Raw genomic sequence first — 21,081 nt, forward strand, 5'->3', positions numbered from 1 at the left:
CACAGATGATCCGCACCGCTCTGATTGGACTGACCCTGCTGGCCCTGACCGCCTGCGAAACTGCAAAAGGCGTTGGTCGGGATATCGAGAAAGCCGGGGACGCAATTACCAACACGGCAAGCGACGTTCAGGAAAACATCTGATCCCCTCCATTTTGGGGCAAGAACCTTGCCGCCCTCAATATATTGTTGAATGACCCAGCATATCGTGGCTATAATAGATCCACAGGTGCATAGACGCGGCATTGCATATCTGACACGACGTTGGGGTTCTTGTGGTCACACAAGAACCCCTTCTCGCATTTGGCGAAAGGTAAGTGGCAGCCTGATTGCCCAATAGCCTGGGAAAAGGAAAAGGCGTCAGGTGCGCAGACGCGGTCTTTGCATGTGCCCTTGCGGAACACTCCTGACGCCTTGCCGGTTCGGCACACCCGAGGGACGCACCGTTCCAGTTGTCTCGGCCCCCGCAGGAACCGCGACCACCGTGCCACGCTCGTGAAAGCGCGTCACAGCCCGCATCAACCATCTGATAAGGTTTCGAAACGGTCCGGCCATGATGCCCGGACCACCTTGAAACCAGCCGGTAACCCGCTGCGATCACAGAAAAACCCGAAAGTTCCCCATCATCCGCGTAGCCCCTTTGGCCTTTGCGTCCCGCCGTGACCCCTAAAGGCCTTGGCGATATCGAAACTGTTACATCCGATCCGCAGTCCGGCAAGAAAATAGCACCGCAGCATGAAAATTAGCCGTGGATAAAGTGTTGATATCCGCAGGGATGAATTTGTGGACAAGTCTGGAAACCCAGCCGCGAGGGGCTGTTGAGTACGGAAAACTCCCGTTTGTGAAAAATGGCCTCCTTCGCACCCGTTTCTGCACCCGCAAATGGGTTTCCTGAAGGTGCAGAGGCAGAATCACGTTGCCAATCCGAATCAAACCGCGCAATTCGACCTGAAAAACCAGAGAGCTCGGGCGACAGCATCGAACCACTGCAACACCGCGCTGAAGGTCGCGGGCCCAATCCCCTGCCGCCAAGAGACGCTGCGTATCTGGCGGAAAGGAGCAAAAGCCTGTTGCATGTGGGGCGCGCCGCCGCCCGAACCGCCTCCTCCCTGCGGAGACGGGTAGTCCTGAGAAGCGCCCTGACCCGGCCGGAATTACCTACTACGCCGCGGCATACCTTAGCAGCCGGTACCCCCTACAGCCCGTCCGAGTCAGGGTCGCTTCAGTTCACCTGCCGTTCCAGAACGGTGCTGTAGGTCGTTCCACGACGCAGGCTACGGAAATCCGCGTAAATTTTGCCGTCCTCATACCGGGCATCAATAAGCGCATTCACACCGATCTCGGGGTTGGCCGAGCTTTCGACGATGCTGATCCGGGTCGGGTCATCCAGACTGATGGTGCCAGTCGCGTCCATCACCCGCCAGGTCTGAGCCGCATTCGGACGCCACTTACTGGGCCCCCAAAACACATTGTCCTGCTGCTTTTGGATATCCAGAACCCACTCGGCGTTGTTGAACCGAGGCGCGTCCCCGGTCGAGGTCCGGTTCGGCCCGACGGCGGTATAGCTGCCCGTCCACGTCCCGCGCAGGTCCGGCGTATCGGCTGCGGCTGCGGTGGCAAGGCTGAGGCTCGTGGCCAAAGCGGCTGCTCCGGCAGTCATAAATCTGGTCATGGTCTCTCCTCCGTTTGTGTCCGGGCCGATGCTGGCCTGCTCAACAGATTGGGAGGTGGCGGACACGTTACAACATTTGTGAAGGAAGCTTCATGAAGGGTTTAGATTGCGGTTAATCAGGCCCACGCCAAGGCGGTTCCGGCGACAACCAAGGCAATCCCGATCCCTTCCCGCATCGAGAAATCTTCACCGAACAAGAAGAACGAGGCAATGGCGATCAGCACAACCTCGGCCCCCAGAATGCCGGTATAGATGATACCCAACCGCTCCTCGCGCAGCGCGGCAAGCTCCAGCGTTGCGGCGGCCAGCAGGGTTGCCACGATCAACAGGCTAAGGCCGAGGCCGGGGATTTTCCACCAGAACTTCATCGAGATCATGGCAATGGAATAGAGACCTGCCGATCCGAGGGCGATTATGGGGACCATGGACATAGGGGCCTCCTGCCGAAGTTGCCGCTAGGTCACCACTAACAAGTTTTAAAAAGTTGGGCTGTGAGCTGGATCACAGATTCGGATATCCTGTTTGGATTTCAAGTGATTTTACTCAGCCCTCAAGCTTGAAGTGCATAACGGTCCCGCAGAATATTCATATATTCTGATTCGAATTTTCAGGGAGGGGAGCAATGACGACGTTTCACGAAATCGGTCTAACCGGGGTGCGAATTCCTCGAATTGGTTTTGGGTCAACAGGGATAGGTAGCATTCCGCAAATCTATGGTTACGAAGTTGATGAGAATAGGGCGCGAGAAACCTTGCGCACAATACTTATCCGCCCCGACGGGTTTATCGATACCGCCCGCGGCTATGCTATGGGCCGAAGTGAAGACCGCATTGGGAGCGTAATTCGTGAACTCGGTGGTTTGCCAGAAGGCTGTGTATTGTCCACGAAAATCGACCGCGACATGGAGACGAGCGTGTTCGACGCTACCCAAGCTAGGCGATCGCTAGAGCAAAGCTTAATGGCACTCGGTGTAGACAGCGTCGACATCCTTCACCTGCACGACCCGGAATACGCTGGTGATATGTCAGAGATCACGCGCAGCGGAGGTGCGCTGGACGAATTGTTCAAAATCAAAGAGGAAGGCCTTGCAACTGCCGTTGGTTTGGCCGGCGGACGGCTGGACGTTCTGTCGCCTATGTTGCGCGACTGGGACTTCGATGTCGTGATGACGCATAACCGGCACACACTTGTAAACGTGAATGCTTCGCCCCTAATCGAACAAGCCGTTTCCAAGGGTGTCACCGTCTTAAATGCAGCACCCTACGCGGGAGGAATTCTGGCAAGAGGTAGCGCGGTTCACCACTTTTACGTTTACCGGCCAGCAACAGAAGAAATGCTCGCGCCTGTGCGCGCGGTCGAAGATATCTGTGCCCGATACGACATTCCAATGGGCGCGCTGGCGCTGCAATTCTCGCTTCGAGATGCAAACATTGCTTCAACAGTTTGCGGGGTGACGTGGCCCCAGCATGTAAACCAAACGCTTGAGTGGGCCGATTGGGACATACCTGAGGCGGTCTGGACTGAACTCACCGACCTCGGACAATCGGACGCCGATCCAGAATCCGCGTAAACTTAGACAAACCAAGAGGAAGAAATGGACAGCCTTAGCTGTCCATCTTCAACGCCGAAATAAACGCCTCTTGCGGGATATCGACCTTCCCGAATTGGCGCATTTTTTTCTTACCCGCCTTCTGCTTGTCCAGCAGTTTGCGTTTCCGGGTGGCGTCGCCTCCGTAACACTTGGCGGTCACGTCCTTGCGCAGGGCCGAGAGGGTCTCGCGGGCGATGACCTTGCCTCCGATGGCGGCCTGGATCGGGATTTTGAACATGTGGCGTGGGATCAGGTCTTTGAGCTTTTCGCACATCGCCCGGCCCCGCATCTCGGCCCGGTCGCGGTGAACCATGGTTGACAGTGCATCGACCGGCTCGTCATTCACCAACACCGACATCTTGACCAGATTGTCCTCTGTATAGCCGGTCATCTGGTAGTCGAAGGATGCGTAGCCCTTGGTCACCGATTTCAGACGGTCGTAGAAGTCAAAGACGACCTCGTTCAGCGGCAGGTCATAGACGACCATCGCGCGGCTACCCGCATAGGTCAGATCCAGCTGGATGCCACGGCGGTCCTGACACAGTTTCAGCACGTCGCCGAGGTATTCGTCGGGCACCAGAATGGTCGCCTTGATGCGCGGTTCCTCGATATGGTCGACCTTGGAGGGGTCGGGCATGTCAGCAGGGTTGTGCAGCTCGATCATCTCGCCGTCTTTCATGTAGACGTGATAGATCACCGACGGCGCGGTGGTGATGAGCTCGATATCGTATTCACGTTCGATCCGGTCGCGAATGACCTCAAGGTGCAACAGCCCAAGGAAGCCGCAGCGGAAGCCAAAACCAAGTGCCGCCGAGGTTTCCATTTCGAACGAGAACGAAGCGTCGTTCAGCGCCAGCTTATCGATCGCGTCCCGCAGGTCTTCGAATTCGGAACTGTCGACGGGAAAGAGGCCACAGAACACCACCGGCTGCGCGGGCTTGAAGCCGTCCAGCGCGTCCTCAGTCCCGTTGCGGTCATTGGTGATGGTATCCCCGACGCGGGTGTCGCGGACCTGTTTGATTGAAGCGGTCAGAAAGCCAATCTCACCGGGGCCTAGGCTGTCGACCATCTCCATCTCGGGGCGGAAGACTCCGACGCGGTCCACATGATGGAGGGTCCCGTTCGACATGAACTTGACCCGCATCCCCTTTTTCAGCGTGCCGTCCATGATGCGGACCAGGACGATCACGCCCAGATAGGCGTCGTACCACGAATCCACCAACATCGCCTTGAGCGGCGCGTCCAGATTGCCCTGCGGTGCTGGCAGTTGCTGAACAATGGCTTCCAGCGTTTCGTGGATGCCCTGCCCCGTCTTAGCCGAGACCTGAATGGCGTCGGTCGCGTCGATGCCGATCACATCCTCGATCTGTTCGGCCACGCGGTCGCAGTCAGATGCGGGCAGGTCGATCTTGTTCAGCACCGGCACGATCTCATGATCGGCGTCGATGGCCTGATACACGTTGGCCAGCGTCTGCGCTTCGACCCCTTGGGTCGAGTCGACGACCAGCAGCGAGCCCTCGACCGCGCGCATGGACCGTGAGACCTCATAGGCAAAGTCCACGTGACCGGGGGTGTCGATCAGGTTCAGCACATATGCCTCGCCATCATCAGCCGTATAGTCGATGCGAACCGTGTTGGCCTTGATGGTGATGCCGCGTTCCCGCTCGATATCCATGCTGTCGAGCAGCTGTTCCTTCATGTCGCGATCCTTGACCGTTCCGGTCTCTTGGATGAGCCGGTCAGCAAGGGTGGATTTGCCATGGTCGATATGCGCGACGATGGAGAAATTGCGGATATGAGCGAGGTCTGTCATAGCGACGGGATATGGTTCGAAAACAGTCGCTGGTCAAGGTGGGACAGCCCCATGCGAACGCCTTTGTTCGCATGGCTTGTCGGATGTCATGCAAGCTCGTTTTTGATCGGTTCGGCATTCACCCAATGCGTGTCGCTTTGCACATGATCTTCGCGCACATACTTGGCTAGGCGGGTTGGCATATCCTGTTCCGAAAACGCAGCCATATCACGAACCACGAAACCCTCTTGCCTATCGCGATTGAGGTTGGAAAGAACAGTGCTAACAACCTGATCCGAAAACGGCCCGCGATGCAGTTCTGGTACCGGCGCGATCCCAAGTTCGGCAAAGCGAAAGAGAGTCGCATCCCAGGCCTGAACCTCCACTTGTTTGATCCATACAAACCCAGAAAATAGGATGGTAAAGCGCGATACACGATAGAGTGGCGTGCAAAGAGATACTCGCCAACAATACGCTCATTCTCGGCCAGTTGAGGTGAGATACCAGCCGCAAAAGCTTTCATCCAATCGCGCGACGGATGGTATCGGGCATCAAGGCTGCGTGGATGGCAGCCCTGACTGTGGATTGTCGTATTCTCACCGTCCATTTTCTCGGTGAAGACCACCTCATCGGCGGCAACCAGCCCGTCGACACTGCGCATAATTTTGTCATCGCTGGTAGCCCCAGGGGATTGTGGCAAATGGAATGTGCGGCCGTATTTCTTAAGCATTTTATTTTCAAATCCGTTGGTTTGCCTAAGCAAATGCGACTTTGCTCCACTGCCCAATCACATTTTCGCACCCCCCGATTGATCCCGAAACCAGTTTGATTCATACTCCGCGAAAGGCCGAGAGGGGCGCAAGATCCCTCCGGGCAGGCAAAAACGAGGCTCGAGCATGAAAAAGTTCCTCTTAATAGCATTCTGTGCTGCGTCTGTGGCAAGCTCTCCGTTGGCGGTTGAGGCCGCGCAAATCAAGCGGGCGTGTCTGGCGTCGGACCGTTCGGCTGCGACGCGGGATCGGTGCAGTTGCATTCAACGCGTGGCCGATCAGGCGCTGACGCGCAGCGACCAAAAGACCGTCTCGAAATGGTTCGCTGACCCCCATCAGGCGCAGGAGTTGAAAATGTCACGCACCGCGCGGGATGATGCGCTATGGGATCGATATCAGAATTTTGGCCAGATGGCGCAGGCGATCTGTAGCTAAATACCTCAGCATCCTTGACCTGACCCGTCCTGCGCCCCAGAAAAGGCGCAGCGAAAGAGGTGTGCGATGGTGATGAAAGGGCTGACTCTGCGGGGCCTTGAAGTGTTCGAGGCCTTGGCGCGCACCGGTTCGGTGGCGCAGGCGGCCGAGATCACCGGGCTCAGCCAGCCATCGGTAAGCCAGCAATTGCGCAATCTGGAAAACGCGTTGGGCACCGAACTGGTCGACCACGGACGCCGCCCAATGCGGCTGACGCAGGGCGGGCGCAGCTTTCTGGCCCGCGCTGAGACGGTTTTGGCCGAATTGCAAATGGCCCAGAGCGAATTGACCGTGATGGATCTGGGCCATCTGACTACCCTGTCCATCGGGCTGATCGACGATTTCGACAATGACCTGACACCCAGACTGGCGACATTGCTGGCCGACAGCCTGACTCGCTCGAAATTCAAGCTGATCACCCTGCCCAGTCTTGATCTGTTTGCCGAACTCGAGGCACAGCGCCTGCACCTGGCCGTCTCGGCCCATTCCGGTGAAGTGCTTGAGGGCGTGGCCGAATACCCGCTGGTGCAGGATCCGTTCATTCTGGTCACTCCCAAAGGAGCGCAGGATGCGGTGCAGACGCTTCCGTTTCTGCGCTACGCCCGTGAACAGCTTATCAGCCGCCAGATCGAGGCACATCTGGCCCGCCAGAAGCTAGAGTTCGAGGAACGGTTCGAGATCGGCTCGCATCTTGCGCTGATGGCAATGGTCGCGCGTGGCCTCGGCTGGGCCATCACCACGCCCTTGGGGTTCATGCGCGCCGCCCGGTTCCATGAAGGGCTTGAGGCGCACCCTGCCCCGTTTGGGGATTTCTCGCGGATGATTTCCCTGTTCACCCGCACTGACTGGTCCGATCAGGTCCCGCAAGAGGTGGCCGACATGATGCGCCGCCTGATGCGCAGCCAGATCGTGGACCCGGCGCTATCGCAACTGCCATGGCTGGAGAGCCGGCTAAAGGTGATGGGCTAAGCGCGCAGATGCGTCTCAAGGCCTACGACGGCGGCTTCGATCAGGTCCAGCGCTCCGTCGAAATCGCGGGTATAGTAAGGATCGGGCACATGGTCCGCACCAGATTGCGGTGCAAAATCGGTCAGCAAACGAACCGGGGTGTCGTTGCCCGCAGGCCGCAGATCCTCGATATTCGCGATGTTGTCGGCATCCATCCCGATGATCAGATCGAACCGGTGGAAATCCTCGGCCACGAATTGCCGCGCCCGTAGATCGTCCAGCTTAATCCCGCGCGCCCGCGCCGCTTTTTGCATCGGCCCATAAGGCGGATCACCGATATGCCAGCCCGAGGTCCCGGCACTGTCGGTGACAAAATGGGGCGCACGGGTACGAAAAGCACCTTCGGCGGCAGGAGAACGGCAGATATTGCCCAGACAGACAAACAGGATACGGTGGCTCATGAGGCGAGGTGTAGCGCGTGAGGCAAAGATGGGAAAGATCGTCATTCTGACAGGTGCCGGGATTTCCGCCGAAAGCGGTTTGGGCACATTTCGCGACGAAGGCGGTCTGTGGTCCCAGCACCGGATCGAAGACGTCGCCACGCCCGAGGGCTTTGCACGTGATCCAGCGTTGGTTCACGGCTTTTACAACGCCCGCCGTATTCAGGCTGCCAAAGCGCAGCCCAACGCCGCCCATCTGGCGCTCGCCCGCCTGCAACGCGACTTTCCGTCGGAGGTTGTGATCGTCACCCAGAATGTTGACAACCTGCACGAGGCTGGCGGGGCCGAAAACGTCCTGCACATGCACGGCACGCTTGCAGGAGCACTCTGTGCCACTTGCGATCATCGCTGGACTGCCCCACCCGAGATGTCCGTGGGCGAGGTTTGCCCGGCCTGCACCGCCCCCTCTGCCCGACCCGACGTGGTCTGGTTCGGCGAGATGCCGTATCACATGGACCTCATTTACGACCACTTGGCAGGGGCGACCGTTTTTGCATCAATCGGCACGTCGGGCCAGGTCTACCCGGCAGCTGCATTCGTACACGAAGCTGCCTTGGCCGGAGCGCGAACGGTTGAACTAAACCTTGATCCCTCGGATGGCGCCTCGCGGTATGATGAAGTCATTCTGGGCCCAGCCACTCAGATCGTGCCGCAGTGGGTCGACGGATTGCTGACACATTCCTAACCTGCGGTTGAAAAACGATTTATTTTGGGGCTGAATAACCCTGCCAATACCGGAGGCCCCAATGACCGACCCGAACAACCCGCAGCCAGAGATCCTTGAGGCACACAGCATGGACAGCCGCGATGCGCTGGGCGATCAACTGGCCAATCTGTGGTGGACCTTCCTGCTGCGCGGCCTTCTGGCAGGCGCGCTGGGAATTGCAGCGCTGTTCTGGCCCACGGGTAGTATCGCACTGCTGCTGCGGCTGGTGGGGGTGTTGCTGGTATTGGATGGCGGCCTCACCCTGCTGGGGTTCGGGCGGCGCGGCCTGATCGGCGGTGTTGGCGTCGGCGCGCTGCTGATCGGTCTGGTACTACTGATCTGGCCCGAAGGCGTCGCGCGCTTGACCTTTTTCCTGCTAGGCGCATGGGCGCTGATCGTGGGGATCGGCGCGCTGATGGCGTGGCGACAAATGCCCGAACACAACCCAGATGCGGGGACTGTTCGCAATTCGGGGATCGTTGCCCTAGTCATCGGGCTGGTCCTGTTGTTTTGGCCCGGTAGTGGTATGGTCGCGCTTGGCTGGGCGATCGCCTTCTCAGCCCTGGCCTTCTCTGCCGTCATGTTCTTTCTGGCAGCCCGCTTAAAACGCGCCCATGACCGGGTCGCCCCGCGTGTCGTTAACCGCTAAGGCGCAAACAGGCCGGGTTTTACCCGGCCTGACGCATGGATGACGGCCGCATCGCGGCCCGAAGACAGGCGTAGGCCTAGTTAGAATGCGACCCGTGGCCGCCCGTATCGTGACGTTCCAAATCGACGGGAACCTCGATCACGACCTCACCGGCTTTTTCGAAGATCAGCGTCACAGGAACCGTCTCACCTTGTTCGAACGGAGCGGCAAGTCCCATGAACATCACATGGTCGCCGCCGCGCTTCAGCATATGCGACTCGCCCGCCGGGATCACAAAGCCTTCCTCAACATGGATCATCTTGGCAACGCCGTTTTCATCGATCTCATGGGTATGCAACTCGACCCGTGCCGCCGCGTCGGATTGCACACCGATCAGCCGGTCCTCGGCATCGCCACTGTTTTGGATCACCATAAAGGCCGCCCCGGCCTTGGCTGCTTTGCCTGCCGAACGCGCATAGGCATCCTCGACCGTGATAGTGTCCTGCGCCATAGCGGCGGAGGCAAAGGTAACGGCGGCCAGCACCGCCGTGAATTTGGATGAAAAGGGCATTGCGCCTCTCCTGACTTGGGTATTTGAACGAACTGAGTTTGCGATCAAATCCGGGCCGGAGGCGCGCGCGCCGGATGACGTGGACGGGGTGCCGCGATCAGATTTCCGCGCGTGCGTGCCGGCACGGCAACCTTGGGGCGCGGCGCAGGCGGAACATCCACATGCGGCGCGTCAATCGCCCCCAGCAATGTCAGCGCATAGTCCGGACAATAGTGCGGCGGTTGCGTCGGTTGTCCTTCGGCGTCCATATAGACGACCGCCGGCCCTGTGCCCGTACACAGCACCATCTGCCCTACAGCGGCGTCCACCCCGCGCGAGGCCGCAACGCTCTGACCGGTCAGGACAACCAGCAGCGATAGCATGTAAGGCAAGAGATATTTCAGAACGGGTCTCACTCTGACCCACGGTATAAGCCCGAGGGAAAGCGGGCTTCAAGCACAATCGGCAGCGCTAGAAGCCCTTGGTTTGAAATGAACCGTCAGCGGTCCAGTTCCGGTCGTTTTACGGACCCTTTGGTCAAGCTCGTATGCAGCCGGTTCACCTGACGTTGCATCCGAAAACCTGTCCCAAAGGTATTGCCGAAAAAACCGGTCAACAGGGCAAGAAAATCGTAGGATTTGAAAGACATGAGAGTGAACTCCGCCAGATGAATATGACTTAACTTAACCCTACGTCAGCCAACTGTATGTGAACATTGTCACGCTGGAAGTGCTTTTCTCATAATGTCTTGACTGTAAACGAAAAGACCCCGCACCGGACAGGTGCAGGGTCAAAATTCGCAGATAGGAAAAAGCTTAGGCGGAGGCCTGTGCCTTAGCGATTTCTTTTTTCACTTTCAGCGCGTTGGCCGACAGCTCTTCGTCCTTGGCTTTGGCCAGGAACGCGTCCAGACCACCGCGGTGGTCGACCGAGCGCAGCGCAGCCGCCGAGATGCGCAGCTTCACGCCACGGCCCAGAGCTTCGGACTGCAAGGTGACGTCGTTCAGGTTGGGCAGGAAACGACGACGAGTTCTGTTTTTGGCGTGGCTGACATTGTTGCCAGTCATCGGGCCTTTTCCGGTCAGTTCGCAACGGCGCGACATGGTTTCTTCCTTTGTTTCTGGAGGCCAGGCAAAACGCCCTCGGCCAAATCACAAGGGGCACAACCCGAAGTCGCGCCCGAAAACTGGTTGGATGCGTTTAGTGGGAATCGCCGAGAGGGTCAAGACGGATCAACGGAATTCTTTGACTTTGCTGCATGACGCCGGGGCGCACCAGTCACATCATGGTTTTGTCAGGAAAATTCGCAAAAAGAACACCCCACTGATAGCCCCCTAAACCAGATGAGACAGCATCTGTTGCGCAGCAGCAGCCGGGCTGAGCACCCCTTGCGCGACTTTGGCATTCAACGATGCCATTTCAGCTTTGGCCTCGGACGTTTCCAGCCTGGCCAGCAGGGCATGGCGCACCTCCTGATCGAACCAGAAACAGGCTTGATCGGACCGGTTCGCTGCCCATTGACCTGTTTCACGGCGCCATTGGCTAAGCGCCTGCATCTCGACCCAAGCCTGTTCCAACCCGTGTTCTTCGACGGCTGAAACCGTCATTGCCTTGGGAAAGCCCTCAGGGTCCTGCGGGCGCTTGCGCAACAGCCGCAATGCTCCCGCATAATCTGCGCAGGTACGGGTTGCAGTAGCCTTGAGGTCCCCATCCGCCTTGTTGACCAGAATCATATCCGCCATTTCCATGATGCCGCGCTTGACCCCCTGCAACTCGTCCCCGCCCGCCGGTGCGAGCAAGAGCAGGAACAAGTCCGACATCTCGGACACCACAGTTTCGGATTGCCCCACGCCAACGGTCTCAATCAGAACCACGTCGAACCCTGCGGCCTCGCACAGGGCGATGGCCTCGCGGGTGCGACGGGCCACACCACCCAGATGGCTTTGGCTTGGGGACGGGCGGATAAAGGCGGCGTGTTCGCGGCTCAGACGCTCCATCCGGGTCTTGTCGCCTAAAATGGACCCGCCGGACCGGGCCGAGCTGGGATCGACCGCAAGAACAGCAACGCGCAGCCCCTGCCCGATCAACATCATGCCGAAGCTTTCGATAAATGTGGATTTGCCAACGCCCGGCGTGCCCGACAGCCCGATGCGCAGCGCCTGCCGCCCGGAATTGGTCAGACGCGCCAATAGTTCACCCGCCTGTGCCCGGTGGTCAGCACGGCCGCTTTCGACCAAAGTGATCGCGCGGGCCAGCGCACGCCGGTCCCCGTCCAAAATCCTGTCACTCAGGTTGTCTATGTCCATTTTCGTCCCAACCTCCTGCGGCTCCACTAATTGCCGTCGCCACAGCCGATTTGTCCAGACCGGACTGTGCGAAGACCCCGCTGGATGCCAACAAGCTGCGCTGTTTTTGTGACCCTGGCGTCTAGTTTCTGTCCCCTTCACCGTCGCTGCTCAGGCCCAGCGTGCGGACCCGCTTTGGGTAAAGGCGTGCGAGATAGGCCTCTCCTCTGACGAAACCGGTGCAGAGGAACTGGACGCCGCCCGGCGCTTGGCGGATAAAGCCTGCATGACTCGACTGCCAATCGACGACGCCATTCCTGAACTGCTGGCTGCCCTAAAATCCGCAGGGCGGGCCGTACTGCAAGCGCCTCCGGGCGCGGGTAAGACGACACGGGTCCCTCTGGCGATGCTCGAGGCGGGGTTGTGTGGCGGCAAGATCGTGATGCTGGAACCGCGCCGTCTGGCCGCCCGTGCGGCAGCGGAACGCATGGCCGAAACGCTGGGCGAACGTGCGGGGCAGACGGTGGGCTACCGGGTACGGGGCGAAGCGAAGGTGTCGGCCAACACCCGGATCGAGGTCGTGACCGAAGGCATCCTGACCAGGATGCTACAATCCGAACCCGACCTGCCCGGCGTTGGCGCGGTGATCTTTGACGAATTCCACGAACGGTCCCTTAATGCCGATTTGGGACTGGCGCTGTGCCTTGAGGTGACAGGCGCGTTGCGCGACGATCTGATCCTTTTGGCCATGTCTGCCACGTTGGACGCCGAACCTGTCGGGCGGTTGATGAACGCGCCACTGGTAACCTCGTCCGGCCGCAGCTTTCCGGTTGAAACACGCTGGCTGGACCATCCTTTGGGCACGAAGGCGCGACGGCTGGATGCTCTGGTCGATCTGGTGGTGCAGGCCGAACGCGAAACAACCGGCGGGATGTTGGTTTTCCTGCCAGGCGAGGGCGAGATTCGCCGCGCCGAAAACGCCTTGGCCGGGCGCTTGCCCGATGTGTGTGTTGTGCGCCCCCTATTCGGCGCGATGCCCTTCGCCGCCCAACGCAAGGCGGTTGGTCCGGTCGAGACGGGGCGCAAGGTCGTTCTGGCCACGTCGATTGCCGAAACCTCTCTAACCATTCCCGACATCCGCGTTGTGGTCGATATGGGACAGGCACGGCGGACGCGGTTTGATCCGGGATCAGGCATGTCGCGGCTGGTAACGGAACGGGTCACACGCGCCGAGGCAACCCAACGCACGGGCCGTGCCGGACGCGTGGCTGAAGGCGTTTGCTATCGCTTTTGGTCCAAAGGCGAAGAGGGCGCCCTTTCCACCTACCCTCCGGCCGAGATCGAGGCAGCCGACCTGACCGGTCTGGCGCTGGAACTGGCGCTTTGGGGGGCGGAACCGGGCGATCTGGCCTTTCTGACCCCTCCGCCCGAAGGCACGATGTCTGAGGCCCGCGCCTTGCTGACCATGCTGGGCGCACTGGACCGCAAGGGGCGGATCACCGATCACGGTCGCACACTGGCCGCCCTGCCCCTGCACCCAAGGCTGGGACATATGCTGGAACGTGCCGGGCCGGACGCCGCCGCTCTGGCCGCATTGATGGCCGAGCGCGACCCGCTGCTTGGCGCGCCTGTTGATATGTTGTTGCGGCTTGAGGCCTTGCGCGACCCGCGCGCATTTCAACGCAACCGCGTCTGGCAAGTAAATACGGGTGCGCTTGATCGCATCAAGGCCGAGGCCAAGCGGCTGCGCAGCAAGGGCAGCCCATCCGACCCGAGCCCCGCCACCATGGCCGCGCTGGCCTATCCCGACCGCATCGGCCAACGCCGCAAAGGCGATGAGCCGCGCTATGTCTTGTCGGGTGGCAAGGGAGTGGTGCTGGACAGCACGGACACCCTGGCCGCAGCCCCCTATCTGGTTGTCACCGACACCGACGGCAATCCGCGCGAGGCGCGCGTGCGCATGGCTGCGCAGATCTCGGAACGTGAAATCCGTGATCTCTTCGCGGATCAGATCGCCTGGGTCGAAAGTTGTGCGTGGTCCAAACGCGACCGCCGCGTCATCGCCCGCAGGCAGGAACGGCTGGGCGCGATTACCTTGGATGACCGTATCTGGAAGGACGTGCCCGACGAAACCTTGGCACTGGCGATGTTGGACGGTGTCCGCGACCTCGGACTGCGGCTCGAAGGGGCGTCCGCCCGGCTGGCGGCGCGGGTTGAACTTGTCCGAGCCCAAGGTGCCAACCTGCCCGATTTCTCAGCCGAGGGGCTGACGAACACTCTAGAGGACTGGCTGCTGCCCATGCTGTCAGGCGTGCGCTCGGCCGAGGACTTGAAGCGGTTTGATCTGCTGCCTGCCCTGCGTGCACGGCTAGACTGGACCCAGACGCAGGAACTGGACCGACGTGCGCCGGGCGCGTTTCAGACGCCGTTGGGCCGCAAGGTACCGATTGATTATGGCGGGGCGATCCCGGAAATCTCGGTCCGGTTGCAGGAACTGTTCGGTGTTACCCGCCATCCGGTTGTCGGAGGCGAACCGCTGAAGATCACCCTGCTGTCCCCGGCCCAACGCCCCATTCAGATCACACGCGACCTGCCGGGGTTCTGGGCGGGCTCCTACGCTGATGTCCGAAAGGACATGCGCGCGCAATACCCCAAACACCCCTGGCCCGAAGACCCCACACAGGCCGTCCCAACCTTGCGTGCGAAACGACGCAATTAGGCCTGCCCCTCCGGTTTATTGAATATATCTTCTTTCGTTGTTATTTGACCGCTTGAGGAGGCGCTCGGGCAGGCCGGCGTAAAAAATACATGTCACATTGGTTGCGAAATACCTGGGAGGAGATCCTTCGCCCCCTGTTCCTGCGTCCCCGCAGGGTGCAGGTCGCAGCGTTGTGCACGCGCCAAACCGATAGCGGGATCGAGGTGCTACTGATCACCAGCCGCGACACCGGTCGCTGGATCATCCCAAAGGGCTGGCCCATGGATGGCAAAGACGGTGCGGAAACGGCTGCGCAAGAGGCATGGGAAGAGGCCGGCGTTCAGGCCGCACATATCCACCGGGACCCGGTGGGGCGCTATACATATGACAAAAAGCTAAACGACGGATCTTTGCTTCCGGTTCTGACCAGCGTGTACCGAATTGAGGTAGAGGAGTTGGCGGACGAGTTCCCGGAGCTCGGCCAGCGCGAGCGGCACTGGGTTCGCCCGTCCGAGGCGGCAGAGCGGGTGAACGAGCCCGAATTGCGTGCGCTTCTTCGTCGGTATTAACACATTCGCAAGCCCTGAAAGGGCAGAAGGTTGAATAGCAGGCCCGAACCTTGTATCGGCCTGCGCTAGCCCGCAACCACTTGCAAAACCCAATGACTGAAATCCACACCAACAGCCGATGGAAGGCGCTGGACAGCGACCTGCACCGCATTTCGCGTATTGAACACGCGAATGCGTTCGTTGCGCGCCCGCTGCTGGCCTCCGGCGTTGCGTTGGCCTTTGTGGTGTTGGCGGGATTGACTGCTGCAGTGTTGTTTGGGCAGGCCGACGGGCGTCTGGTAGTGGTCTCAGCCGCCGTATTCGGCGCCTATATAGCGATCAATGTGGGCGCCAACGATGTCGCCAACAACATGGGCCCCGCCGTGGGCGCCAACGCGTTGCCGATGGGTGTCGCCATCACAATCGCCGCCATCGCCGAAAGCGCAGGTGCGCTGCTGGCCGGGGGTGATGTCGTGACGACTATTTCGCGCGATATCGTACATCCGGCTTCGGTCACAACAGAAGCGCACTTTATCTGGGCCATGTTGGCGGCCCTGATGTCGGCGGCGTTGTGGGTCAATATCGCCACTTGGGTGAGGGCCCCGGTTTCGACCACGCATTCGGTCGTTGGGGGCGTGGTCGGCGCAGGCGTCGCAGCCGCAGGTCTGAGCGCCGTGAACTGGAGCACCGTCGGCACCATAGCACTCAGTTGGATGGTCTCGCCCGTGATTGGCGGCGCGGTCGCCGCCATGTTCCTGGCTTTTATCCGCGCGCGCATTCTGCGCCAGGACGACAAAATCACCGCCGCGCGCCGCTGGGTTCCTATTTTGGTGGGGCTGATGGCAGGTGCTTTTGCGACCTATATGGCGGTAAAAGGGTTAGAGCGGGTCGTCCAAGTTGATCCTGTCATCGCATTGAGCACCGGTGGAGGTTTGGGGCTTGTTTTCTGGCGACTTACGATCCCATGGGTGCACAGGCGGACCCGCAACATAGAGAACCGCCGCCGGGCGATGAAATCTCTGTTTGGCCTTCCTCTGATCATCGCTGCCATTTTCCTCAGCTTCGCGCATGGGGCAAATGACGTGGCGAACGCGATTGGCCCTTTGGCCGGGATCGTCCACGTGTCTGAATTCCACGACCTTGCCGCCACGGTAGCCGTGCCGCAATGGATCATGCTGATCGGCGCGTTTGGGATCTCTTTCGGTTTATTCCTGTTTGGTCCGCGCCTGATCCGCATGGTGGGTACCCAGATCACGAAACTGAACCCGATGCGTGCCTTTTGCATCGCCCTCGCCACAGCTCTGACCGTCATTCTGGCCAGTTGGCTGGGCTTACCCGTGAGCACCACCCATATCGCTATCGGCGCAGTATTCGGGGTGGGTTTCTTCCGCGAATGGGAGACAGATCGCCGCTGGAAAAAGTCCAACCAACAGCGCCCGCCTGAACAACGACGTGCCCGCGAGGAACGCCAACGCCGCAAGCTTGTCCGCCGGTCGCATTTCATGACGATCCTTGGGGCGTGGATGGTGACAGTACCCGCCTCGGCCGTCATGTCGGCGATGATCTTCGGCCTTCTGACGGCCTTCCACTAATCCACAGCGCGCCTGACCTGATCAACGGATAAAGGCTGATCCTGCGCCTCTTCGATCAAAGCCTGCACACCCGCGCAATACGGCGTCGCCACGCCATGCTGCACTCCGAGGCGGATAATCTCGCCTTGCAGGCTGTCGATCTCGGTAACGCGCCCGGCCATCAGGTCATATGCCATAGAGGTGCGCGCATTAGGATCTATCGTCAGCATCCGCGCCGCAATTTTTGAAAACAACGGCGTCGGCAGGCGAAGAACATGCGGAATAGCCCAAGCAGGCAACGGTGTGGTCGATGCAACGGGATGATCCGCAGCCCTGAGAACAGCCAGAGCCTCGGCCATTTGGTCGGCCAAAAGCTGACGCCAGTTCCGGTCCATCAACTGCTGTTTCAACGTCATCCCGGACAAGGCGTTCAGCGCATTGTTGAGGTTGATGACCAGCTTGCCCCACTGAACGGCCTCGATCCTGTCGCTTTCGACAACAGGCAATTCCGCAGATCCCAGCGCCTGCCCCAAACCTCCTGCGCCGGATTGGATGACAATCTCGCCCGAGGTGGCCCGGTGAAACCGCCCGCCCTCCATAGGAACAACGTTGAACGGCACCATTCCGGCGCGGACATCCTGAGCGGGCAAGGCAGCGCGCAGTACACGCGCATTCTCGATCCCGTTTTGCCAGGACAGCACTACCGACTGCGGCGCATATTGCCCAATCAGCGCAGCCATATCTGCCGTCGCTCCGGATTTGACGGTGACGATGACCACCTCGGCATCTGCCATGCACACCGGATCCTCGGCTAGGGTCAAAGTGTCAATGTGCCGGTTCTGCCCGGCAAAATCCGTCAGGGTCAGGCCATGTTGCCGGATCGGGTCCAAAACGCGGGCACGCCCCAACAGAGTGACCTCGTGACCGGCACTAGCAAGCAACCCGCCGCAATAACACCCGATACTGCCTGCACCCGCTATGGCGATTTTCATGGCGCCCTCCCCTTCAGACAAGAATTGCCGGGATAGGCCACTGGGGCAAGGTCACGTGACGTTCCGTCACCGCGCCAATCTGGGCTTCGTGCGTGCAAGCTGTTCAGAAATCTCGATATATTCGGCGTCATCTCCGGGGGGCAGTTGAAAAGCACCCTTCGCCCAATCGGCGGCCTGCCATTCCCGCGTGGCGGTCTCGATCTTTTCCTTCGAGGATGAGACAAAATTCCACCAGATATACCGATCTTGCCCCAATGTTGCGCCCCCTAACAGCATCAGCCGCGCCCCTGCTGGTCCTGCCCTGACCGAAAGGCGATCGCCTGGCCGGAACACCATCATGCGGCCGGCTTCGAAAACGTCGCCTGCAACCTCGACCGAGCCCTGTGTCACGTAGACGCCCCTATCCTCTTGATCGTCGGGCAAGGGAATGGCCGCGCCGGGGTCAAGTTGAACATCCAGATAAAAGGTCTCGGACAGCATGTTTACGGGGCTGGACGCGCCATAGGCCGATCCAAGGATGAGCCTCGCACTGACCCCTGTGTCCTGAATATGCGGCAACGCACATTGCTTGTGATGTTCGAAATCGGGGGCCATATCCTCGTGCTGTTCCGGCAGTGCGATCCAGGTCTGGATGCCGAACAGGCTGTGCTTTTTGCCGCGTGTTTCGGCGCTTGTGCGTTCCGAATGGGTCACACCGCGCCCCGCCACCATCCAGTTCACCTCGCCTGGATAGATCATCTGATGGGTGCCCAGACTGTCGCGATGTTCGAATTCACCCTGATACAGGTAAGTCACGGTACCCAGCCCAATATGCGGGTGCGGGCGCACGTCAATGCCACCATCGGTGATAAATTCCGCCGGGCCCATCTGGTCGAAGAAAATAAATGGTCCGACAAGCTGACGTTTTACCGAAGGCAGCGCCCGTCGCACCTCAAACCCGCCGAGATCGCGAGCCCGAGGAATGATCAGTGTTTCAAGCGCGGCGCTCTCAGACAGGCATTCGGGGCTGTGGGTGGGGTTCCAACTCATTCCGGTGTCCTCAGTTGCAAACGTAGGTTCTGTTCGTAGATGCAACATATACCCAAAAAACATCATTAATACTGCAATTTTTGCACATAACTAGTGCGCATTGCGAGTTACATCATTTCATTGCAATTATGTTATCACATACCATTCGATTAGTCGCGGCAAAGAAACCCTGCTCCGAACGCCCAGAAGTGGCCCCCGCATCCTCGAGCCACTTCACAATTCGCATATCCTCCTCGGAATAAGCTGAGATCGTGCTATTTTATATCTAGCGTCAAACCGCAGGAGGATTGCATGACCGGTTCGCCCCTCAATCGTCGTTCTCTGATCGCAGGAGGCGGGGCTGTGTTGGCCTCGGGCCTTTTGGTTCCTGCTCGCGCCAAAGGGTTGGCGCCGACGCCGTCGATGCGCGGAGGATCGAACAACTATCGCCCCGGCGCTCCTGTGGTCGAACGGATTGGTGGCGGCGGGTTCTGGATGACGGGTACCGTGCGCCGCGCAGGTGACGGTGCCCCTCTGCCCGGTCAACGCATTCAAATCTGGGCGCACACAACCGAAGGTCATGAGCGCGACCCCCAAAGCCACGGCGCAACCTTAACCGACGCGGAAGGTGTGTTCCGGCTGGAGATGCCGCAGATCGTGCCTGCTTTTGGGCAACCGCATGGGCATCTGGCCTATGATAGCGGCGAATTCGAGACGGTTTTCCTACGCCCTGTGATGTCCAGTGCACGGGACAAAACCCTTGCGGCGCATTTCGTGTTGCAACCTATCTAAGTGGCTCGTCGCACCGCGTTGGTCTGGGTGGCCTTGTTTGTTGCGCTTTTGGTGCCAGTCATTGCTGCTGGCTTCAGCCCCTATCTGGCCTGGCGAAGTCCTATCTACATCGTTGCAGGTTTCGCGGGGGTGCTGTCGCTGAGCTTATTGTTGTTGCAGCCGCTATTGGCCTCAAAAGCTCTACCGGGAGTAACGCCACTTCTCAGCCGCCGCCTGCACCGCTGGGTTGGCCTGATTTTGATCGGTGCCATCATCATCCACGTCGCCGGGTTGTGGATCACCAGCCCGCCGGATGTTGTAGATGCTTTGACCTTCACATCACCCACTCCATTCTCAGTGTGGGGCGTCATCGCCATGTGGACTGCATTCGTGGCTTGTGGGTTGGGCGTTTTGAGGCAGCGGCTGGCCCTGCGGTTTCGCATCTGGCGGCTATTGCACACCGTTTTAGCCTCTGTGACAATTGCCGGGACCGTCGCTCATGCGCTCCTGATTGAAGGCACGATGGAGGTTGTGACCAAAGCCGCCCTATGTGGTTTGGTTCTGGTGACGAGCGTTTGGACGCTCGCCAGATTGCGTGTATGGGACCTGCGCAGGCGTTAGACGCCCAGACACCAGCGCATCACAGCCTTTTGCGCGTGCAGACGGTTTTCGGCCTCGTCAAAGATCACCGAGTTCGGGCCGTCCATGACCTCGGATGTCGCCTCTTCTTCGCGGTGGGCCGGCAGGCAATGCATGAACAGCGCGTCCGGCTTAGCATGTGACATCAGTTCGGTATTGACCTGATAGGGGCGCAGAAGGTTGTGGCGGCGTTCCTTGGCAGACTGGCTGTCATGCATCGAGACCCACGTGTCGGCTACCACCAGATCGGCGCCTTGGACGGCTTTGAACGGATCACGCTCGATCACGATCTGCGACCCTTTTTGGCGGGCGAATCCCATGAACTCTTCTTCGGGGTCAAGCTGTGGAGGGCCTGTGAATGTGAAGTCGAAGCCAAATTGACCGGCCGCATGAAGAAAGGATGCGCAGACATTGTTGCCGTCGCCGGTCCAGACCACCTTTTTGCCTGCGATCGGCCCGCGATGTTCTTCAAATGTCAGGACATCGGCCATGATCTGACAGGGATGGGTGCGGTCGGTCAGGCCGTTGATGACCGGCACGTCCGAGAATTCGGCCATTTCCGTAAGGATCGTCTCGTCAAAGGTGCGGATCATGATCATGTCGACATAGCGCGACAGCACGCGCGCGGTGTCGGCGATGGTTTCTCCGTGACCCAGTTGCATGTCTTTGCCGGACAGCACCATCGTTTGCCCGCCCATTTGGCGCACGCCGACATCGAAAGACACGCGCGTCCGGGTCGAGGGTTTTTCGAAGATCAGAGCAACCATCCGATCCTTGAGGGGTTGTTCATCATCAACGGCGGCTTTGGGGCGGCCAAGGCGCGCCTGTTTCATTGCGCCGGCTTGGTCGATCATAGCCCGCAGGTCGCTTGCTTCGGTTTTGTGAATGTCGAGAAAATGGTTCATTTCGTTTCGCTTTTGGCTTTTGGTTGCCGGGGGC

At 59.6% G+C, this 21,081-nt stretch carries 24 protein-coding genes and 1 pseudogene; 12 read left to right on the forward strand and 13 right to left on the reverse strand.

Annotated elements, in window-relative coordinates; translation table 11 throughout:
• Positions 1–5 precede the first annotated feature (5 nt).
• A complete protein-coding gene (locus ACR3E7_RS08800) occupies positions 6–143 on the forward strand; it encodes an entericidin A/B family lipoprotein (RefSeq protein WP_170770051.1) in 138 nt (45 codons plus the stop codon).
• Positions 144–1,221: 1,078 nt separating this feature from the next.
• Here ACR3E7_RS08800 and ACR3E7_RS08805 read toward each other — a convergent pair.
• Positions 1,222–1,671, reverse strand: a complete 450-nt coding sequence (locus ACR3E7_RS08805) for a hypothetical protein (protein WP_237215606.1) — start codon at positions 1,669–1,671, stop codon at positions 1,222–1,224.
• Between the two features lie 116 nt (positions 1,672–1,787).
• Positions 1,788–2,102 carry a hypothetical protein gene (locus ACR3E7_RS08810; RefSeq protein WP_234899444.1) on the reverse strand — a complete coding sequence of 105 codons (315 nt, stop codon included), beginning with the start codon at positions 2,100–2,102 and terminating at the stop codon, positions 1,788–1,790.
• A gap of 191 nt (positions 2,103–2,293) precedes the next feature.
• Here ACR3E7_RS08810 and ACR3E7_RS08815 point away from each other — a divergent pair, with 191 nt between their 5' ends.
• Complete coding sequence (locus ACR3E7_RS08815) at positions 2,294–3,241, forward strand: aldo/keto reductase (RefSeq protein WP_480502739.1); 948 nt, start codon at positions 2,294–2,296, stop codon at positions 3,239–3,241.
• Between the two features lie 34 nt (positions 3,242–3,275).
• Here the strand turns inward: ACR3E7_RS08815 and lepA are convergent, their stop codons facing one another.
• The 3 genes and pseudogenes from lepA to ACR3E7_RS08830 all read right to left on the reverse strand — a co-directional run.
• Positions 3,276–5,075, reverse strand: coding sequence for a translation elongation factor 4 (lepA, locus tag ACR3E7_RS08820; RefSeq protein ID WP_480502740.1), 1,800 nt, complete (start codon positions 5,073–5,075; stop codon positions 3,276–3,278).
• An 86-nt stretch (positions 5,076–5,161) separates the two neighbouring features.
• Entirely contained in the window at positions 5,162–5,440 is a 279-nt protein-coding gene (locus ACR3E7_RS08825; protein ID WP_480502898.1) for an RNA ligase family protein, read from the reverse strand.
• A gap of 77 nt (positions 5,441–5,517) precedes the next feature.
• Positions 5,518–5,715: pseudogene (locus ACR3E7_RS08830) on the reverse strand (RNA ligase family protein); the annotation flags it as partial.
• Here ACR3E7_RS08830 and ACR3E7_RS08835 point away from each other — a divergent pair.
• The 3 genes from ACR3E7_RS08835 (at position 5,620) to ACR3E7_RS08845 (ending at position 7,267) form a co-directional block, all read left to right on the forward strand.
• On the forward strand, positions 5,620–5,883 hold the full coding sequence (locus ACR3E7_RS08835; RefSeq protein WP_480502900.1) for a hypothetical protein: 264 nt from the start codon (positions 5,620–5,622) through the stop codon (positions 5,881–5,883). The pseudogene ACR3E7_RS08830 and the gene ACR3E7_RS08835 overlap by 96 nt on opposite strands.
• Before the next feature lie 67 nt (positions 5,884–5,950).
• Positions 5,951–6,259 carry a hypothetical protein gene (locus tag ACR3E7_RS08840; protein WP_170753872.1) on the forward strand — a complete coding sequence of 103 codons (309 nt, stop codon included), beginning with the start codon at positions 5,951–5,953 and terminating at the stop codon, positions 6,257–6,259.
• Between the two features lie 66 nt (positions 6,260–6,325).
• Complete coding sequence (locus ACR3E7_RS08845; RefSeq protein ID WP_480502741.1) at positions 6,326–7,267, forward strand: LysR family transcriptional regulator; 942 nt, start codon at positions 6,326–6,328, stop codon at positions 7,265–7,267.
• On the opposite strand, the gene ACR3E7_RS08850 is transcribed toward ACR3E7_RS08845, so the two are convergent.
• Positions 7,264–7,707 carry a low molecular weight protein-tyrosine-phosphatase gene (locus ACR3E7_RS08850; protein ID WP_170770046.1) on the reverse strand — a complete coding sequence of 148 codons (444 nt, stop codon included), beginning with the start codon at positions 7,705–7,707 and terminating at the stop codon, positions 7,264–7,266. The genes ACR3E7_RS08845 and ACR3E7_RS08850 overlap by 4 nt on opposite strands.
• Positions 7,708–7,735: 28 nt before the next feature.
• On the opposite strand from ACR3E7_RS08850, the gene ACR3E7_RS08855 reads away from it, so the two are divergent.
• Complete coding sequence (locus ACR3E7_RS08855; RefSeq protein WP_170790434.1) at positions 7,736–8,431, forward strand: NAD-dependent deacylase; 696 nt, start codon at positions 7,736–7,738, stop codon at positions 8,429–8,431.
• Positions 8,432–8,492: 61 nt separating this feature from the next.
• A complete protein-coding gene (locus ACR3E7_RS08860) occupies positions 8,493–9,101 on the forward strand; it encodes an HdeD family acid-resistance protein (RefSeq protein ID WP_480502742.1) in 609 nt (202 codons plus the stop codon).
• Positions 9,102–9,177: 76 nt separating this feature from the next.
• Here ACR3E7_RS08860 and ACR3E7_RS08865 read toward each other — a convergent pair whose 3' ends face one another.
• The 4 genes from ACR3E7_RS08865 to meaB all read right to left on the reverse strand — a co-directional run bounded on the left by ACR3E7_RS08865 (position 9,178) and on the right by meaB (position 11,936).
• The gene (locus tag ACR3E7_RS08865) at positions 9,178–9,651 is read right to left on the reverse strand and encodes a copper chaperone PCu(A)C (protein WP_480502743.1); all 474 of its coding nucleotides are present in this window, start codon (positions 9,649–9,651) and stop codon (positions 9,178–9,180) included.
• A 44-nt stretch (positions 9,652–9,695) separates the two neighbouring features.
• Complete coding sequence (locus tag ACR3E7_RS08870) at positions 9,696–10,046, reverse strand: hypothetical protein (RefSeq protein WP_480502744.1); 351 nt, start codon at positions 10,044–10,046, stop codon at positions 9,696–9,698.
• Positions 10,047–10,445: 399 nt separating this feature from the next.
• Positions 10,446–10,733 carry a 50S ribosomal protein L28 gene (gene rpmB / locus ACR3E7_RS08875; protein ID WP_170326827.1) on the reverse strand — a complete coding sequence of 96 codons (288 nt, stop codon included), beginning with the start codon at positions 10,731–10,733 and terminating at the stop codon, positions 10,446–10,448.
• A 231-nt stretch (positions 10,734–10,964) separates the two neighbouring features.
• Complete coding sequence (gene meaB, locus ACR3E7_RS08880) at positions 10,965–11,936, reverse strand: methylmalonyl Co-A mutase-associated GTPase MeaB (RefSeq protein WP_480502745.1); 972 nt, start codon at positions 11,934–11,936, stop codon at positions 10,965–10,967.
• A 265-nt stretch (positions 11,937–12,201) separates the two neighbouring features.
• On the opposite strand from meaB, the gene hrpB reads away from it, so the two are divergent.
• The 3 genes from hrpB (at position 12,202) to ACR3E7_RS08895 (ending at position 16,753) form a co-directional block, all read left to right on the forward strand.
• Positions 12,202–14,634, forward strand: coding sequence for an ATP-dependent helicase HrpB (gene hrpB, locus ACR3E7_RS08885; RefSeq protein WP_480502746.1), 2,433 nt, complete (start codon positions 12,202–12,204; stop codon positions 14,632–14,634).
• 89 nt (positions 14,635–14,723) lie between these two features.
• Positions 14,724–15,182 (forward strand): NUDIX hydrolase, encoded by a 459-nt coding sequence (locus ACR3E7_RS08890; protein ID WP_170770042.1) that lies wholly within the window; start codon positions 14,724–14,726, stop codon positions 15,180–15,182.
• 92 nt (positions 15,183–15,274) lie between these two features.
• Positions 15,275–16,753 (forward strand): inorganic phosphate transporter, encoded by a 1,479-nt coding sequence (locus ACR3E7_RS08895; protein WP_480502747.1) that lies wholly within the window; start codon positions 15,275–15,277, stop codon positions 16,751–16,753.
• Here the strand turns inward: ACR3E7_RS08895 and ACR3E7_RS08900 are convergent.
• Complete coding sequence (locus tag ACR3E7_RS08900; RefSeq protein ID WP_480502748.1) at positions 16,750–17,724, reverse strand: 2-dehydropantoate 2-reductase; 975 nt, start codon at positions 17,722–17,724, stop codon at positions 16,750–16,752. The genes ACR3E7_RS08895 and ACR3E7_RS08900 overlap by 4 nt on opposite strands.
• 66 nt (positions 17,725–17,790) lie before the next feature.
• Positions 17,791–18,753, reverse strand: coding sequence for a pirin family protein (locus ACR3E7_RS08905; RefSeq protein WP_480502749.1), 963 nt, complete (start codon positions 18,751–18,753; stop codon positions 17,791–17,793).
• 291 nt (positions 18,754–19,044) lie between these two features.
• Between ACR3E7_RS08905 and ACR3E7_RS08910 the strand changes: the two genes are divergently transcribed.
• Both ACR3E7_RS08910 and ACR3E7_RS08915 read left to right on the forward strand, forming a co-directional pair.
• Positions 19,045–19,524, forward strand: coding sequence for a twin-arginine translocation pathway signal (locus tag ACR3E7_RS08910; protein ID WP_480502750.1), 480 nt, complete (start codon positions 19,045–19,047; stop codon positions 19,522–19,524).
• On the forward strand, positions 19,525–20,124 hold the full coding sequence (locus ACR3E7_RS08915; protein ID WP_170790427.1) for a ferric reductase-like transmembrane domain-containing protein: 600 nt from the start codon (positions 19,525–19,527) through the stop codon (positions 20,122–20,124). It abuts the gene before it with no gap.
• Here ACR3E7_RS08915 and argF read toward each other — a convergent pair.
• Positions 20,121–21,047 carry an ornithine carbamoyltransferase gene (gene argF / locus ACR3E7_RS08920; protein ID WP_170782824.1) on the reverse strand — a complete coding sequence of 309 codons (927 nt, stop codon included), beginning with the start codon at positions 21,045–21,047 and terminating at the stop codon, positions 20,121–20,123. The genes ACR3E7_RS08915 and argF overlap by 4 nt on opposite strands.
• Between the last annotated feature and the right edge of the window lie 34 nt (positions 21,048–21,081).

The organism is Ruegeria sp. BK1, assembly GCF_056535645.1.

Bases quoted from the DNA above. Each gene is read 5' to 3' on its own strand.
- ACR3E7_RS08800 (WP_170770051.1), top strand. From the start codon at position 6: ATGATCCGCACCGCTCTGATTGGACTGACCCTGCTGGCCCTGACCGCC.
- ACR3E7_RS08805 (WP_237215606.1), bottom strand. From the start codon at position 1,671: ATGACCAGATTTATGACTGCCGGAGCAGCCGCTTTGGCCACGAGCCTC.
- ACR3E7_RS08810 (WP_234899444.1), bottom strand. From the start codon at position 2,102: ATGTCCATGGTCCCCATAATCGCCCTCGGATCGGCAGGTCTCTATTCC.
- ACR3E7_RS08815 (WP_480502739.1), top strand. From the start codon at position 2,294: ATGACGACGTTTCACGAAATCGGTCTAACCGGGGTGCGAATTCCTCGA.
- lepA (WP_480502740.1), bottom strand. From the start codon at position 5,075: ATGACAGACCTCGCTCATATCCGCAATTTCTCCATCGTCGCGCATATC.
- ACR3E7_RS08835 (WP_480502900.1), top strand. From the start codon at position 5,620: ATGGCAGCCCTGACTGTGGATTGTCGTATTCTCACCGTCCATTTTCTC.
- ACR3E7_RS08840 (WP_170753872.1), top strand. From the start codon at position 5,951: ATGAAAAAGTTCCTCTTAATAGCATTCTGTGCTGCGTCTGTGGCAAGC.
- ACR3E7_RS08845 (WP_480502741.1), top strand. From the start codon at position 6,326: ATGGTGATGAAAGGGCTGACTCTGCGGGGCCTTGAAGTGTTCGAGGCC.
- ACR3E7_RS08850 (WP_170770046.1), bottom strand. From the start codon at position 7,707: ATGAGCCACCGTATCCTGTTTGTCTGTCTGGGCAATATCTGCCGTTCT.
- ACR3E7_RS08855 (WP_170790434.1), top strand. From the start codon at position 7,736: ATGGGAAAGATCGTCATTCTGACAGGTGCCGGGATTTCCGCCGAAAGC.
- ACR3E7_RS08860 (WP_480502742.1), top strand. From the start codon at position 8,493: ATGACCGACCCGAACAACCCGCAGCCAGAGATCCTTGAGGCACACAGC.
- ACR3E7_RS08865 (WP_480502743.1), bottom strand. From the start codon at position 9,651: ATGCCCTTTTCATCCAAATTCACGGCGGTGCTGGCCGCCGTTACCTTT.
- rpmB (WP_170326827.1), bottom strand. From the start codon at position 10,733: ATGTCGCGCCGTTGCGAACTGACCGGAAAAGGCCCGATGACTGGCAAC.
- meaB (WP_480502745.1), bottom strand. From the start codon at position 11,936: ATGGACATAGACAACCTGAGTGACAGGATTTTGGACGGGGACCGGCGT.
- hrpB (WP_480502746.1), top strand. From the start codon at position 12,202: ATGACTCGACTGCCAATCGACGACGCCATTCCTGAACTGCTGGCTGCC.
- ACR3E7_RS08890 (WP_170770042.1), top strand. From the start codon at position 14,724: ATGTCACATTGGTTGCGAAATACCTGGGAGGAGATCCTTCGCCCCCTG.
- ACR3E7_RS08895 (WP_480502747.1), top strand. From the start codon at position 15,275: ATGACTGAAATCCACACCAACAGCCGATGGAAGGCGCTGGACAGCGAC.
- ACR3E7_RS08900 (WP_480502748.1), bottom strand. From the start codon at position 17,724: ATGAAAATCGCCATAGCGGGTGCAGGCAGTATCGGGTGTTATTGCGGC.
- ACR3E7_RS08905 (WP_480502749.1), bottom strand. From the start codon at position 18,753: ATGAGTTGGAACCCCACCCACAGCCCCGAATGCCTGTCTGAGAGCGCC.
- ACR3E7_RS08910 (WP_480502750.1), top strand. From the start codon at position 19,045: ATGACCGGTTCGCCCCTCAATCGTCGTTCTCTGATCGCAGGAGGCGGG.
- argF (WP_170782824.1), bottom strand. From the start codon at position 21,047: ATGAACCATTTTCTCGACATTCACAAAACCGAAGCAAGCGACCTGCGG.